This window comes from uncultured Maribacter sp. (assembly GCF_947500985.1).
Classification (GTDB): Bacteria; Bacteroidota; Bacteroidia; order Flavobacteriales; family Flavobacteriaceae; genus Maribacter.
Genome location: NZ_CANMTX010000004.1, coordinates 208,840 through 226,142, shown reverse-complemented (window position 1 = coordinate 226,142; position 17,303 = coordinate 208,840). Strand labels below are relative to the sequence as shown.

Annotated in this window: 7 protein-coding genes; all 7 read right to left on the bottom strand. The window is 35.8% G+C overall.

What is annotated here, in order from left to right; translation table 11 throughout:
* Positions 1-2: 2 nt before the first annotated feature.
* Positions 3-2,420, bottom strand: coding sequence for an ABC transporter permease (locus Q0871_RS10360; RefSeq protein ID WP_299322079.1), 2,418 nt, complete (start codon positions 2,418-2,420; stop codon positions 3-5).
* A 38-nt stretch (positions 2,421-2,458) separates the two neighbouring features.
* Positions 2,459-4,819 (bottom strand): ABC transporter permease, encoded by a 2,361-nt coding sequence (locus Q0871_RS10355; protein ID WP_299322076.1) that lies wholly within the window; start codon positions 4,817-4,819, stop codon positions 2,459-2,461.
* A gap of 34 nt (positions 4,820-4,853) precedes the next feature.
* Entirely contained in the window at positions 4,854-7,187 is a 2,334-nt protein-coding gene (locus Q0871_RS10350; protein ID WP_299322073.1) for an ABC transporter permease, read from the bottom strand.
* A gap of 60 nt (positions 7,188-7,247) precedes the next feature.
* Positions 7,248-9,647: an ABC transporter permease gene (locus Q0871_RS10345; protein ID WP_299322068.1), complete on the bottom strand. Its 2,400-nt coding sequence runs from the start codon at positions 9,645-9,647 to the stop codon at positions 7,248-7,250.
* Positions 9,648-9,864: 217 nt separating this feature from the next.
* Positions 9,865-12,297: an ABC transporter permease gene (locus tag Q0871_RS10340; RefSeq protein WP_299322064.1), complete on the bottom strand. Its 2,433-nt coding sequence runs from the start codon at positions 12,295-12,297 to the stop codon at positions 9,865-9,867.
* A 152-nt stretch (positions 12,298-12,449) separates the two neighbouring features.
* A complete protein-coding gene (locus tag Q0871_RS10335; RefSeq protein WP_299322061.1) occupies positions 12,450-14,798 on the bottom strand; it encodes an ABC transporter permease in 2,349 nt (782 codons plus the stop codon).
* Positions 14,799-14,820: 22 nt separating this feature from the next.
* The gene (locus tag Q0871_RS10330; RefSeq protein WP_299322057.1) at positions 14,821-17,238 is read right to left on the bottom strand and encodes an ABC transporter permease; all 2,418 of its coding nucleotides are present in this window, start codon (positions 17,236-17,238) and stop codon (positions 14,821-14,823) included.
* Positions 17,239-17,303: the final 65 nt, after the last annotated feature.

Genomic DNA, 17,303 nt, shown 5'->3' with positions numbered 1-17,303 from the left:
TATTACTCTGTTCTTAAACTTTTTACTGGGTTTGCGGCGGCAGCTTTCATGGTTCTTGCACCAACAGTCAACAGTGCAATTAAAGCAGCTAACAATCCTGCACCAACAAAAAACCAGATACTTAACGGTACCCTGAATGCATAATCTTGAAGCCATTTATCTAAAGCATACCACGCTATTGGCGCTCCTATGACGAATGCTATACCTACCAACTTTAAAAAATCTTTGGTCAATAATATGGTTATTGATGATGTACTTGCGCCAATTACCTTACGTACGCCAATTTCTTTTGTACGCTGTGCAACAACCAATAAGGACATAGCAAACAAACCGATACAACTAAGTACAATACCCAAAATGGAGCCAGCGGTAATAATTGTAGCCATAGATTTCTCTCGTCTAAAAGTTCTGTCAATATTCTCATCTAGAAACGAACCTAAAAATTCTGCATTCGGTTCTACTTTCTGCCATGCACTTTTAATGGTGTCAAAAGAATTTGCCATATCTGCCGGTGCAACTTTTACATAGGCATAATACAAATCATAATTTTTGTCTAGAAAAAAGGTGAGCGGTTCTATGCTTTTACTAATATCTTGATGGTTATAATCTTTTAATACTCCGATGACATTATAAGCTACAGAATCTTCATCGAAATATATTCTTGTTGAAAGCGGATTATCTTCTTCATTCAGCTCTTTTACCATAGCCTCATTAATTACCATACTTAAACTATCTGCACTGTATTCCCTACTGAACATTCGCCCTTCTAATAATTGAATATCCAAAGTCTTTGCATAATCATAATCTACATTGAGCACATTGCTATTTACTACTCTGCCTTTATGCTCAAACCCAAACTTACTAGTAGACATACTGCCATCTTTTCCTCGTCCTAGGTTATTATCAGAACCTGTTACACTCAAAATATTACTATTTCCATTAAGCTCATTTCTCATGAGTTCCACCACGCGGTAACTGTCTTTCTTTCCGTTTAATGGTATAGAAACCACTTGTTCTTTATTAAAACCAAGATTTTTACTGCGCATAAACTGTAATTGCCCTTGAAAAACCAAAGTACCTGTTATCAATACGATCGCAATTACAAATTGCACTACTATCAATGCATTTCGCACTCCGTTTTTTCCCAACTCCCATTTGCCTTTCAGAGCTTTTAAGGTATTAAGTTTACTTAATAATAATGCAGGGTAACCTCCCGTAATTAAGGTGACCAAGAATATACCCATTAAAAAAATACCCAGAATAACAGGAGTCATTAAATTGGCAAATGTAGCATTGGTATTGAATAGCGTTTTGTAAGGACCTATTAGTAAGTTTGATAATAATATCGCCAGAACTATTGCTATACCAAACACCAAAAGGCTTTCTAACCAAAATTGACCAAAAAGCTGTCCTTTTACGGCGCCAAGGGTTTTTCTCATACCAATTTCCTTAAGCCGTTTTTCACCTAAGGCAATGTTCATGTTCACAAAATTGGCACAGGCAATAAAAATGATCAAAAAGGCGATGCCTAAAATCATATATGGAAATGTTCTTTTTATTTGCAGTGCGCCCGAATTAAAATTTGCGAAACGTTTGTCTGTATAAGGCAATAGATTAAGTTGACTGTAATTACCGTTTACATCTGGCTGTGCCCCATCACGCTTCATATTATTCATTTGCTCTTCTTTGTGCAAAAGAGTAAATGCTACCGTACTTTCTTCAAACTGAGATTTAGAAACTCCATCAGCCAGTTGAAGGTATACCGGGTGATTTTGAGAATCCCAATCATCTGTATATTCTTTATAATCCCAATGGTTTTCAAAAGGAATAGCAATATCAAAACTGACACTACTGTTATCTGGTATGTTTTTTAAAATACTAGAAACTGTAAAGGGTTTTTCTTCTTTACCTATTAAAATCCTTACGGTTTTCCCAATACCATCGGTAGTGCCAAATAGCTTTTTAGAAGCCTCTTCTGTAAGGGACACCGAGTTTTGGTCAGGGAATGGATAATTAGTATTACCTATAAGTGTCGGAAAACTGAAAATTGAAAAATAATCGGCATCTACAAATTCTCCATCTAAATTAAAATCATTATCGCCATAAGACACTAGCGCATTTTCACTTAATGCTCTTGCAATATGTTTTACGCCCGGCACCTCTGCCTTTAATGTCGGAGCTAAAGGAACCGGATTAGCTGTAGAAATATCTGAACCTTTTGGAGTCTGGTTTGAATAATACACTTGATAGACAGATGCCTTATTTACATGAAATTGGTCATAAGACAACTCAAATAAAGCTGTCATGGTCAACAACAACGCCACCGCAAATGCTAAAGTAAGTCCAACGATATTTGCAGCAGTAAATACCCTATTTTTAAACAAGTTTCGCCAAGCGATTTTTATGTAATTCTTAAACATGATTTGATTATTATTTTGATTGATTGATGACTTTTATATTATTCTGTTCGTAAACTTTTTACCGGGTTTGCCCTTGCTGCTTTTACGGCCTGGAAACTTACCGTGATTAAAGCGATTACCAGTGTTAATAAACCAGCGATTGCAAAAACCCACCAAGAAATAGTTATTCTAAATGCAAAATCTTCTAACCAATTAGACATATAATACCACGAAACAGGTATTGCAATTAAAATAGAAATACCTACTAGTTTTAAAAAGTCTTTTGATAATAGCGTTACAATAGTACCAACAGAAGCACCTAATACTTTTCTAATACCTACTTCTTTAATTCGATTTTCTGCCATGTAACTCGCCAAACCAAATAAACCTAAACAAGAAATTAAAATGGTCAGCAAAGTAAAAAGACCAGCAAGCTTGCTCGTTATCTGTTGATCACTGAATTTCTTGGCATACTCGCCATCTACAAAGTCATAATTAAATGGATACTCTGGGTTATAGTTTTTGTACACGCGCTCTATCGTAGCCAAATTATTTGCTGTGGTATTTGCCTCATTCAATTTCATATGAACAACGTTGAACCAACCTTTTGCCCCTTCAATAACCAAGGGTTCAATTTTCTGAAAAGGGGAATTGAAGACAAAATCTTTTACAACACCTATTACATGCCACTTTTTGCCATTATCGTTTACAATTTTACCAATTGGGTCCTCAAAACCCATTAATGCAACCGACGTTTCATTTAAAATTACTGCGGTAGAATCAGTAGGGTATTTTTGCAGATCCATATCTCTTCCTTCCAAAAGTTCCAGACCTAAGGTTTTGACAACGGCATCATCAGCCATCAATCTTAAAATGATTGTTTTATCATTCTCATTTTTACCTTCCCATTCTATACCCCAAGTATTGCTCCAACTTTCTGTAATTGGAGAACTTGTTTTAGTTACTGAAGTGGCAGCGCCAGATTTCAAAAGTTCTTCCCTTAATGCACCATAGTTCTTTTCAATATCACCCTCTATAAAAGTGTATATCAAATTATCTTTTGCATAACCCAACTGCCTATCCTGCACTTTTTCTAGTTGTTGCGTAATAATCAATGTAGCGGTAATTAAAATAATAGCTACCGAAAACTGAACCACAACTAATACCTTTCTAGGTGTAATTAATGTATTTGCTTTATGAAATGTTCCTTTTAATACTGCAGATGGTTTAAATGCAGATAAGTATAATGCAGGGTAACTACCTGCCAACATTCCCGTAAATAAAATAATACCTATTGCAGATAACCAAAACTCTTTACTTGTAAAATCTATGGAGAGTTCTTTACCTACCAAATTACTAAATGAGGGTAATACTAAAAGTATAATTACAAAAGCGAGTAGTGCTGCAATAGAAGAAATCAACATGGATTCGCCCAAAAACTGATATATCAAATATTTTTTAGGAGCTCCCATTACTTTTCGAACACCTACTTCTTTGGCTCTTTTCTCACTTCTGGCAGTACTTAAATTCATGAAATTAATACAGGCGATGAGCAATATGATAGCTGCTATAAAACCGAACATTCGTATTAATTCTATTCTTCCCCCTATTTCTTTTCCATTTTCAAATTCGGAATATAAATAGGTTCTTGAATATGGATACAATAGCGTTTCCATATCTGGCGAGCCTTTATCATAATTCTTACGTAGGGTCTTAATATTCGCCGAAAAGTTATTAAAATCAACATTTTCTTTCAGCTTAACATATGTAGCAACCGAGTTGTTTCCCCAGTTATTATCATCCCAGTCTTTTTGAATTAGATAATCCCACGGGACTAAAAACTCGAAAGTAAAGTCGGTATTATCTGGCAAGTCTTTTAATACACCCGTAACCTTAAAACTATCGGCATTGTCAATTTTAACCAGTTCACCAATAGGGTCTTTATCACCGAATATCTTCTTTGCAAATGTCTCTGTAATTACTACGGAGTTTACGTCGCTTAAAACGCTCTCAATACTTCCTTGCACCAATGGAAAACTGAAAATATGTAAGAAATCTGGATCTACGATTGTACCAGTTGCCTTAATTCGCTTTTCATCTACAGAAAATAAAAAAGGTGTATCATAATAATATCTAGACACCCGATCTACCTCTGGGTAATCTTTTTTAATAGCCGGTGCCATTGCTTTTGGCGTGGAGTTCCATGTCCAAATTTCTCCCTCTATAGCATATTGATTGTTTACTTCATAAATACGCTCTTGGTTTTCATGAAATCTATCGAAACCTAATTCAAAATTTATCCAAAGGACAATTAGCGTAAAAACAGTTAATCCTATTGAGAGCCCTACAATGTTTAACACCGAAAAACTTTTATTTCGAATTAAATTCCGCCAAGCTACTTTCAGATAGTTTCTAAACATGATTGTTATTTTTGATTGATTGATAATCCTTACACTACTCTGTTCGTAAGCTTTTAACAGGGTTTGCTTTTGCTGCTTTTATGGCTTGAATACCCAATGTAAATGCCGTTATGCAAAATGCTATACAACCAGCTAGGGCAAACATCCAAAACTGTATTGGCACACTATATGCAAAACCACTTAACCACGCGTTCATCATATACCATGCAACGGGGAATGCGATCAGAGCACCGATGCTTACCAAAAGCATATAATCTTTTGAAAGCAACACCACTATTTTTAAAACGCTTGCTCCTAAAACTTTACGGATACCAATCTCTTTAATTCTCCTTTTTGCCATAAATGAGATAAGACCGAACATACCCAAACATGAAATAAATATGGTTAGTAATGCTACTACGTTTACGGTTTTAAGCATGCCGTCCATTAAACGATACTGTCCACTTACTTTTTCACCAAGATTACTTTGTGTATAATTTTTTCTGGATTCTATTTTAGAGAATGCTAAAGCAATCATATCTCTAACCTCTTTTTCTTTGCCTTCTACTACCCTAACAGAGAGATAACGATGTTTTTCTAACTCATCTTCACTTCTATAATAATGTACTAATGGTTCAACGGCATTTTGCAAGTCTTGATAATGAAAATCTTCCATAATACCCACTACCGGATTACCTACTAAATCATCATTTTTATATTTTAAACGCTTTCCTTCTATAGTTGACCAACCAAATGCTTTCATTGCACTGCGATTAATAATTACAGGTTTCTCGTCTCCATTATCCATTTCTTCATTAAAATCTCTCCCTAATACAATCGGAATTTTTAGTGTGCTTAAATAACCAGCATCGGCAAATGATCGACGAAGACGAACATCTGTATCTGTATCTGCGTCATAATATCTGGTATAATTAAAATAATAATCTGATGGTATAGCCTGACTTGTGGAAACATCTGTCACATACGGATTTGCCTCTAGGTCATTTAAAAGTGTTCTAAAACTAGAATTTGCAGCGTCCATATCTTTATAATCAAGATCAATGTTGCCCACAATTACATGTTCTCTTTCAAAACCTAAATCTGCCTTTTTCATAAACTTGATCTGACTGTTTAAAATAACAGCAACACAGATAAAAAGAATGGCTATGGAAAACTGAAAAATGATGAATGTATTTCTTAAAATAAAGCTGCCTTTAGCACTATCTAATTTTCCTTTTATCCCTTGGGAAACCGGCAAGGAAATAAAGCGTAAAGTAGGTAATATGCTAACCACCAATGTCACCAAAACACCCAATAGAATTGCACCTAACACTACAGGATAATCATTTGTTAGACTAAATTTAATCTCACCAAAATCAGCCCCAAAAATATCATTCATTTTGGGCAGTAAGAAGCCAAAGAAAAGTCCGCCAGAAATTAATATCGACAGCAATACTAAAATTCCGTTTTCCAAACAAAATTGCGTAATCACTCCTTTTTTACTTCCACCTAATATTTTCCGAACTGCAATATCCTTTGTTCTACGGTACATGGTAGAGGTGTTTAAGTTCAAAAGGTTTACAAGAACTAGAAGCAGCACAAAGAAAGATGTAGCTAAATTACCCGCTATAATAATTTCAACTACGGGTATGGAATCCATACGAACCTCAGTATGCGGTATTACCTCCATTCGTGAAATTACCGTAGGGTCTTCGTAATTTTCTTTCACTAATTGACCTACGCGGCTTTCAAATTGTTGAAGGTCAGCATCTGGGCGAAGCTTCATAAATATTGGCGAAAAACTGTCATCCCAATTGTTTTGATTTTTAAAACCTACATTGTCTTTTAAAATGGTATTCGGCATTAAAACATCTAATCTAAAAGAAGAGTAAGGACTTATTGGTTCTAATACCCCTGTAATAGTTAAGTTTAAGGTATCTGCCGCAATTAAAATCTTCCCCACGGGATTTTCTTCCCCAAATAACTGTTTGCTTACCTTGTCGGTCAGAACAACTGAAAACTTTTCATTTAGCGCAGTACTTTGGTTGCCATATTTTAAAGGCAGCGCGAAAACATCAAAAAATTCAGGATCGGCATATGTAGTTGTTTTCTGAAATTCATTATCTCCTACCTCTAACCAAATATTGCCCCAACCATGTAAATGTGTACCCGCAATTACTTCTGGCGAAGTGCTTTTTATCTTATCAAGTAATGGATATACCGCTTCATTGTAATAATTACCGTCTGCCAAATGTGTCTTTAGATAAAAAATCTGGTCTTGATCCGGTATTATATCATCTGCTATATAATAAGCATATACCGAAAACATAAGCGTTAGCACACCACCAATACCAATACTTAACCCCAATAGATTTAATGAGGAGAGCATTCTATTTTTCCATAGATTCCTTAAGGATAGTTTTAGATGATTTATTAACATTTTTCCAAATTATTCTGTTCTTAAACTCTTTACAGGGTTTGCTCTTGCAGCTTTAATAGCTTGAAAGCTAACTGTCGCAATAGTCACCAACATAGCCCCAAGCATGGCAATGGCAAAAATCCACCATTTAAGCACTACCCTATACGGATATTCTTGCAGCCACCCGTTCATTACAAAGTAAGCAATGGGCACTGCAATAAAACAAGAGATAACCACTAGTTTTAAAAAGTCTTTAGACAACATATTCCATACATTGAAAATAGACGCACCTAATACCTTTCTAACCCCTATTTCTTTCTTACGTTGCTCAGCAACAAATGAGGTCAACCCAAATAATCCTAAACAACTAATTAGAATTGCCAGTGCCGTGAATACCCCAGAAAGGGTTCCTATACGTTCTTCAGAAGCAAATTTTTCTCCATATTCCCCATCTATAAAATCATACTCAAATGGTATTTCTGGAAAATGTTCCTTGAATACACTTTCTATGGTTGTAATATTCTGAGTTGCGCTTTGGTTTGGATTTAATCGCATGTTGTAATAACTGGCATTATCATGCCTATCATACACATACACTCCTTGCTTTACCGGTTCATAAGGAGACTGGGTAATCATATCTTGAACAACACCTATAATTTTCAATGGCGGATTGGGGTCTTCTTCATCATCGTCTCTTAACAACTGCCCTACAGGATTCTCCATACCCAAATATTTCTTTGCCGTTTCATTGATCAAGATCCCTAATGAATCAGTTGCAAAATCCCTTGAAAAATCACGCCCCTCTAAAATTTTAAGATTTAATGATTTAGCGTACTCTGCTGATACTTCTGTCCAAGCTAAATCTTCTTGAAATCCTTCCGGTTTGCCTTCCCATGTAAAACCACTTCTGTTCGACCAAATTTGGGTAGTGGGACTACTAGAAGTCGACATTTCCACTACTGCTCCCGATCCTATAAATTCAGCTCGCATTAAATCATACTTGCCCACAAAATCTTGACTGAAAGTCGGTATTTGAATCAATCCTTCCTTATCATACCCAACAGGTCTATTTTTTGCAAAATTGATTTGTTGCATAACAATTACCGTTCCTATGATAAAAGCTACCGAGACCGTAAACTGTACTACAACTAATATCTTTCTTGGCAACCCTGCATACTTTCCGGTTTTGAAGGTACCTTTAAGCACATCTACGGGTTTAAAAGATGATAGGTATAAAGCCGGGTAGCTACCTGCCAACAAGGAAGTAAACACTATAAATAGCAATGACACTAACCAAAACATACCATTATCCCAAGGAAAGGATATTTCTTTTCTAGATAGCTCATTAAATCCGTTCAAGGAAAGGAATACCAATACCACGGCCACTACAAATGCAAACAGAACCACAAGAAACGATTCACTTAAAAATTGATAGATCAATTGCCCTCTTTGAGAACCAATAGATTTACGTATACCTACTTCCTTGCCCCTTTTCTCTGAACGAGCCGTACTCAAATTCATGAAATTGATGCAAGCCAACAGTAAAACAAAAGCTCCAATGACACCAAATAACCACACGTACTTTATGCGTCCACCTTCTTGTTTGCCATTTTCAAAACTGCTACGTAAATACCAATCTTTCATTGGGAACAAAAAGATCTGCGGATTAAACTGAGCCGTATCTTCGTTTAAATCTTTTTTTACATTTTTTATTCTATCCGTTACTTGTTCAATGGTAGTGTTATCTGCCAACTCCACGAACATTTGGAAGGAGTTGTTCCCCCAAGAATCCTCTGCGTTACGAATCCATTCGTTGACTGCCAAATACTTCTCCCAAGGAATGATATAATCGGTGTCGTTGAAAGAATTATTTACAGGTATATCACTATACACCGCACTTACATTCAACTTGTGCTCGTTACTTACGGTGACTGTTTTATTTATGGGATCTTCATTACCGAACAATGCCTCTGCCGTTGATGCCGATAACATAATGGAGTTGATTTCCCGTAGCGCATCTTGTTCTCCCTTAATAATTTCTAGACCAAAAAGTTCAGGTCCATTCTGTTGCATGTAATTACCAGGTCTAGATATACTCTTTTCACCATATTTTAAGTAATGATCATTGGTCCAAGAACACATGACCAAATGCTTAAAATTATCACCATAACCATCTCTTAAGGCATTCTCCAAAGGTCTTGGTAAGGCAGACCAGGTTCCTGTTTCGCCATTAAAGGTTTGCGATTGAAAAACTTGGGCAATACTCTCTTTGTTCTTAAAATAGCTATTATACGATAGCTCATCTTGGATCCAAAGTCCTATGATTAAGGTAACCGCCATTCCTAAGGCGAGCCCTCCGACATTTATAAACGTGTATCCTTTATTCTTTAGAAGATTTCGCCAAGCAACTTTTAAATAGTTCTTAAACATGATAGTTCGTTTTTTGATTGATGATTAGTTGATGCTAAACATTGATTGATTGATGACCATAAATTTGAACCTAAATTCATGCCACACTACTAATTTACTATATATCAAATAGTTACAATAAAACACATAAACTAGTGTGTAAAATAATTAGACAACAGATGTACAATATATTTACAAAAACCACTTAAAAATGAGAATGTTACACCATTTCCATGTACTACTCCGATCGTAAACTCTTTACTGGATTTACAACTGCCGCTTTTATACTTTGATAACTTACCGTTACTATAGCTACTACAATTGCCAATACTGCTGCCAAAGCGAAAATGCCGATACCGATTTCAATGCGGTACGAGAAATCTTCTAACCACTTATTCATGGCGAACCAACCTAGGGGCAAAGAAATTACAATAGCTACACCCACCAGTTTTAGAAAATCTACCGTAAGTCGGTAAGAAATTTGACTTACAGTAGCCCCCAATACTTTTCTAACACCAATTTCTTTTGTTCGTTTTTCGGCATTAAAGGCAGCTAATCCAAATAATCCCAAACAAGCAATAAAAATGGACAGCATTGTAAAAATGAAAAATATCTGACTCAGTTTTTGTTCCGCTTCATAGGTGGTATTAAAGGCTTCGTCCATAAAACGATAATCGAACGGTTGCCCTGGTGCCATGGCGTTCCATGTATTTTCTATTGCTGAAATATTATTTTCATAGTCTCCACCGCTCATTCTTACCGCCATATTCTCGGCATCTGAATTAAGTTGTATACCTAGTGCTCCAATATTATTACGCAACGATGTATAATGAAAGTCTTTGACCACTCCGATTATAGTATAGTAGGTAGGGTTTTCTTGATCTATTTCTTCAGATATTCGCATACCTAAAGCTTCTTCTGCAGTGACATTAATAATAGGCAACGTAGCTTCATTTATTATCATTGCCGTAGAATCTGATGCATATTGCGGATTAAAATCTCGCCCAGCAACTATTTCCATTTCCATAGTTTTTAGGTAATCTGAATCTACGGCCCATTCTTGCATTTGAATGGCACTTTCTTGATCTCTTGCTCCTTCTTCAAAGAACGAACTATTTGACCTCCAAGAAGGTGTTGGGTAGTAATCACTTAACGTAACGCTCTCCACATAACCCATATTAGCAATTTGCTCTTTAAAAGCTTTGGTCTTAGAACCTAGCGCCCCTATATCGTTAATTAACAGTACTTTATCTTTAGAAAAGCCCAAATCTTTGTTCTGTATGTAATTTAATTGTTGAAATACCACCAAGGTACTTATGATAAGAAATACCGAAATTGAAAATTGAAATATTACCAAGGCATTACGTACCCGACCATTACCTACACTTTCTGCACTACCACCTTTTAAGCTTTTAACGGCAGTAAATCTTGACATAAAAAATGCTGGGTAACTTCCTGAAAATATCCCAAGCAACAAGGTTGATACCAACAACACCAACCAGAATAAAGGCTGAGTAAAAGGAATTGAAATTGCTTTACCCGTAAAGCTGTTAAAAAAAGGCAATGCCAACAATGTAATTAATAGTGCCGCTAGCAAAGACACAAATGCTATTAACCCTGATTCGGTTAAAAATTGGAACACTAAATTCAATTTATTTGAACCCAAGGTCTTTCTTACCCCAACTTCTTTGGCTCTCTTTAACGAATGTGCAGTAGATAAATTCATGAAATTTACACTCGCGAGAATTATTAAGAAAAGCCCAATAAAAGATAAGATGTAAATGTTTTGAATACTACTTGTTGCACTCATTTCTGAGCTTTTATCTGAATGCAAATGAATATCGGTCAAAGCCATTGTCTGGTACCGAATATAATTACCAGATGCCGCAAAGGACTCTGCTGTCATACCCGGAAAATATTTTTGTGCCCATGGCAGCATATACCGCTCTAGCATGCCCTGCAAAGGCCCTTCAAAATCTTTTGCTGTGGTTCCCGGTACTAGTTTTATAAATGTGAAATAATTATTTCCGCCCCAATTATCTTCTCTAGATGCTACGTTGCCTGCCATTGCCAAAAACACACTATAGTCATTGAAGTAAGAATTTTTAGGCATGTCTTCAATCACTCCGGTTACCGTATAGGTATCAGTATTATCCAACAATAAATTCTGACCAATAACATCTGTAGAACCAAAATGTTTCTCTGCGGCAGTTTTAGTAAGTACTAACGAATTAATGCCCGTTAATGCCGTTTTAGCATTACCCGCAAGTAAGTCTATCCCAAAGAATTCAAAAACGGTGGAATCGGCAAAGGTTATATGGTTTTCTTTGGCACTTCTGTTTCCTCCAACTTTTTTCACATACGCACCACCCACAGTTCTAAAACGAACTGAAGATTCTACTTGAGGATAATCTCTTTTTAAGGTTTCTGCCATTGGTGCTGCAGATTCACCTGCTTTGATTTCCGCCCCTCCAAATTTTATATCTGAATCTATTCGATAAATCCTATCTGCATCGGCAAACATTTTATCATAACTAAGCTCGTCGTTGATATATAACGATATAATTAGTGCCCCCGCCATACCAATGGCTAGTCCAAATGTATTTAGAAAAGTAAAAAAGGCTTGCTTTTTTAAGCTCCTCCAGGCGATTTTTAGATAGTTTTTAAACATGGTTCTCGTTTTTTGATGCTTGATTACTGCTTATCAAATTCTAATTTCATGCCAATAATATAAAATATTGATTTTCAATTACTTAATTAAATTTGTAAAAATTAAGTGTCCAATTTTTAGACAAATTATGTCCAATTAATTTACAACTCAAATTACTCTGTTCGTAAACTTTTTACAGGATTAACCCTAGCTGCATTGAACGCTTGAAAACTAATGGTCAATAAGGCGATAAAAATCGCGACTATTGCAGCTATGACAAACGCCCAAGCATTAATAGAAATACGATAAGCAAAACCTTCTAACCAGTTTTGCATTAAAAACCAGGCTATAGGTATGGCGATGACTATTGCCATGAATACCAAACGCATAAAATCTTTGGACAACAAGCCTACTATTCCTGTAATGCTAGACCCCAATACTTTACGAACCCCTATTTCTTTTCTACGTTGATCTGCGGTAAAGGCTGATAATCCGAAGAGTCCTAAACAAGAAATTAATATGGCTAGCAGTGCGAAAATTTGAGAAAGGTTCCCTATTAATTTTTCACTTTTAAACTTGGCATTATAGGTGTCATCTACAAATTCATATTCAAAAGGAAATGCGGGATTAAACTTTTTTAATGATGCTTCCATACTAGCTAATGCCGCTGTTGTTGCTACGCCAGACTTCGTCTTTACATACATAAAACGCCCTTGGCTTGGGTCATTAAAAAATATCACCGGATCACTAGACCCGTACATATCATCATATAAATAGTCTTTAACAACACCAATTATAAAATAATCTTCCTCTATTGTTTTACCAATGGCGCTGCCTTCACCCATTAATCTTGCAAAGGACTCACTAACCAATAGATTGGTGCTATCCTTTATTGGGTTTCTACTGAATCCCCTACCCTCAATAATTTTCATACCTGTAGTATTGAAGAAATCTGCTGTAATATCTCGTACAGATACCAGTACATCTTCAGTATCTACGCCGCCTTGCCAATTTAATCCGGATGTATTATTTCCGCCTGATAAAATATCAGAATTTATAAGTCCAATACTTTCAATCATTCCTGAAGACTTCATATTTTCTTCAATAGGTTTGAAGTTTTTAATGATATCTCCATTCACAGGTATCTTGACTAAGTTTTCCTTGTCATACCCTAAATCGCGCCCTTTTACATGTTGTACTTGTTGATAAACTATTATAGTACTTATGATAAATACTATGGACACTACAAACTGAGTAGCTACTAATCCTTTTCTAATAAATGATGCGCTCCCTTTTGTTTTTCGTGCCCCCTTCAATACATCTACCGGTTTAAAAGAAGATAAGTAGAATGCCGGATACCAACCCGCAACAATACCACAAACCAGTGTGATGCCTAGTAAAGTCAAAACATGAACAGAATTGAACAAACTAAAGTCTAGTTGTTTATCTATTACCATATTGAATTGTGGTACCAATAATTTCAATAATAGTACACTCAATACGGCAGATAAGGCGGCAGTTATTATCGCCTCTGCCATAAACTGAGCTATTAGCCCTTTTCTTCCTGAGCCTAATACCTTTCGTACACCTACTTCATTTGCTCTTTTTTCACTTCTAGCAGTTGCCAAGTTCATAAAATTGATGCAGGCGATCAATAAAATAATAATGGCAATAAGACTAAACAGCCTTACATAAGTTATTTTACCTCCTATATTTTTACCTCCTTCAAAGGCGGACCTTAAATGCCAGTCTTTCATAGAAAATAAAAATGCTATGGTTTCGTCATCTTCCGTTTTCATGGGAAGTATTGCTTTTACTTTCTCATTGACAACATTAAAATTTGCTTCTGGAGAAAGCTCCACAAAAGTGTCTGAAAAATTAGCACCATATTCTTTTACCCATTCATTATCCTTTGCAAAGCGCTCAAAAGGAACAACCCAATCAAAACTGTATGTGATATTGTGTGGTAAATCTTCATAAACTCCTGAAACGGTATAACTTGTTTCATTATTTATTTTAATTACTTTATTAATTGCAGAAGTATTCTCACCAAATAACTGTCTAGCCGTTTCTTGAGAGATGACAATGGCATCTACTTCATTAAAAGCGGTTTCTAAATTACCTTCTACAAATGAGAGACTGAACATGCTTAAAAAATCTGGGTCGGCATATCGTCCAAATTTATTGATAGAAGTTTCTCCTACTTGAAATAAAAAATCTTCACCTTTTGTTCTTGCAGAACCAACTATTCCTGGTACTTCTTGCTTTAACACTTCAGCTAACGGACCAGGAGTAGCCTGAAAAAATGTACGCCATTCACCTTCGTATTGTTGGTTGGTAGGTACATAATACACTACATCTTGCTTGTCAAAATTTTGATCATAACCTACCTCATCTTCTACCCAAAGTAGAATCATTGCCGCACAGGTAATACCTATTGCCAAACCAAAAATATTAAGCATGCTATACCCTTTATTCTTCCAAAGGTTTCTCCAAGCGATTTTTATATAGTTTTTGAACATGATTCTCGTTTTTGATGATGAATTATTCTTTCCGTAAACTTTTTAATGGTTGTATCAATGCCGCACCTACAGATTGATAACTTATGGTCAGTATTGCAATGGTAAATGCAATTAAACCTGCTACTAGAAATATTCCACAACCAATGGTAATATGGTAAGCAAAGTCTTCTAGCCATCGGGTCATCATATACCACCCTATCGGCACAGCTATTATGATAGATACTAAAATAAGTTTCATGAAATCCAGGGTAAGCAACTTATAGATACTCTTAAATGGCGCACCTAATACCAAGCGTATGCTAATCTCTTTTTTACGCTGTTCTACCATAAATGCAGACAGGGCAAACAACCCTAAACACGCTACCAATATGGCAAATAATGCAAAGCTGTTGAATATCTTACCCATGCGCTCTACATCATCATGCATTCGACTAAATTCCTGGTCTAAGAAGCTATAATTTATAGATTGGTTTGGAACATTTTTATTCCAAAGAGTTTGTATGGATTCTAATGCCTGGTTTACATTACCTTTCTCCAATTTCAGTGATATAGACCCTAAATCTTTGCCAATTACCAATGATAAGGAAGAAATATCTTCTTTTAAGGACTTAAAATGAAAATCATCTACTACGCCTATTACTTTGAACATCTGCCCATTATTATTAATCTCTTTGCCAACTGCATTATCTAAGCCTAACTCCCTTTGCATATTGGTATTTATAATGATGGAATTCAATGAATCTGAAGCAAACTGCTTAGAGAAATCTCTACCGGCATTAAGCGTAATACCTAATGTTTTAATGTAATCATAATCTACCCTCCAAATTTGAGCGGGTATGCCTCTACCTTCATTTCCTTCATCTTCTCTTCTAAAGGTATTTCCATTTCTACTACCACCATCTACTGGTAAATAGTTGGATATAGTTGCTGCCTTTACCTGTGGTAGTTGTAGTAACTGCTCTTTAAAATTTTCTGCACTATTCCCTAATACTCCGGTTCCCTCAAGTATCACCACTTGTTCTTTATCATATCCCAATTCTTTTTGAAGAATAAAGTCCATTTGCTGATAAATAATCAACGTGGCTATAATCAAGATTACCGATGTAGTAAATTGAAAAATGACTAATCCGCTTCTTAATTTTCCACTCTTACTACCTATACTTAAACTACCTTTTAGAACATTTACGGGTTTAAATGCTGATAAATAAAATGCGGGATAAAGCCCTGCCAATGTTCCAACCAAAAGAGCAAAAAGCAAAACAACAGGTATAAACCACCATATAGCCCAAGGCATTTCAATTGTTTTTGATGCGATAGTATTAAAAGCTGGCAATAATGCCCAAGCCAATAAAACACCAAGTATAAATGATACGAAACTGAACAAGATAGATTCGGTCATGAATTGCACCACCAAATTACTTTTATATGCACCAATGGTTTTTCTTAGTCCTACCTCTTTTGCTCTATTAGCTGATTTTGCTGTAGAAAGATTAATAAAATTGATTACTGCTAACAGTAGTACAAAACCGGCAATAGCCGCAAAGAGCCAAACAAATCTAATATCACCATGCTTAAGACCATCTGCCATTTTAATATCTGAATACAAGTGAATATCTGTGATAGGCTGAAGTTTATACTCCATGGTTCTTAGCACATCAATAAAATCTGGCGCACGCCCTCTTTCTCGTTGTGCAGGAATGATATAATCTTCAACAATAGAAACCATTTTTTTCTCTAATTGTTGAACATTTGTATTGGGGTCTACTAATACATAGGTAAAGTAGTTCTGATTAGTCCAACTTGCATTGGTGTCTTCAATGGGAATTAAAAAATCGTATTCCAAATGCGAATTCTTGGGCGCATCTTTCATAACACCTGTTACAGTGTACGGTTTACTAGCGTCATTATCTAAAATGATTGTTTCTCCTATAATCGTTTCATTCTTAAAATATTTTGCCGCTTTAGATTCTGAGATTACTATACTCTTCGGATTTGCCAATGCCGTGTTCGGATTGCCCTGCTCTAACTTCACCTCTAGTATCTCAAATGTTTCTTGGTCTGCAAGTAAAAATCCGTCTTCTAGGTTATTTTGGCTCTCGTCAGCTAAACGAATTCCACGTTTACCAGCTCCAAATATTCCTGTGGTATTTACTTTTCCCGCTTTTACAATTTCAGGAAAATCACTTTGCAAGGCATCTGCAAAAGGTAACTGAAAGTGTGTGCTTTTCATTACTTCACCTTTGTACATACCTTCTAGCACTACACGGTACATTTGATCCTTATTGGCGTAGTGTTGATCATAACCCACCTCATTGCGAATGAATAATGCAATTAAAAGACAGGCTGCTATACCAACAGCAAAGCCGCCAATTTTTATGGCGGCAAAGAGTTTATCTTTCTTTAAACTTCTCCAAGCAATTTTAAGATGGTTTCTAAACATGATTCTCGTTTTATGTGATTGATGACACTTCTATTATCCGTGATTAAGAGATAAGCTTGGTTGGT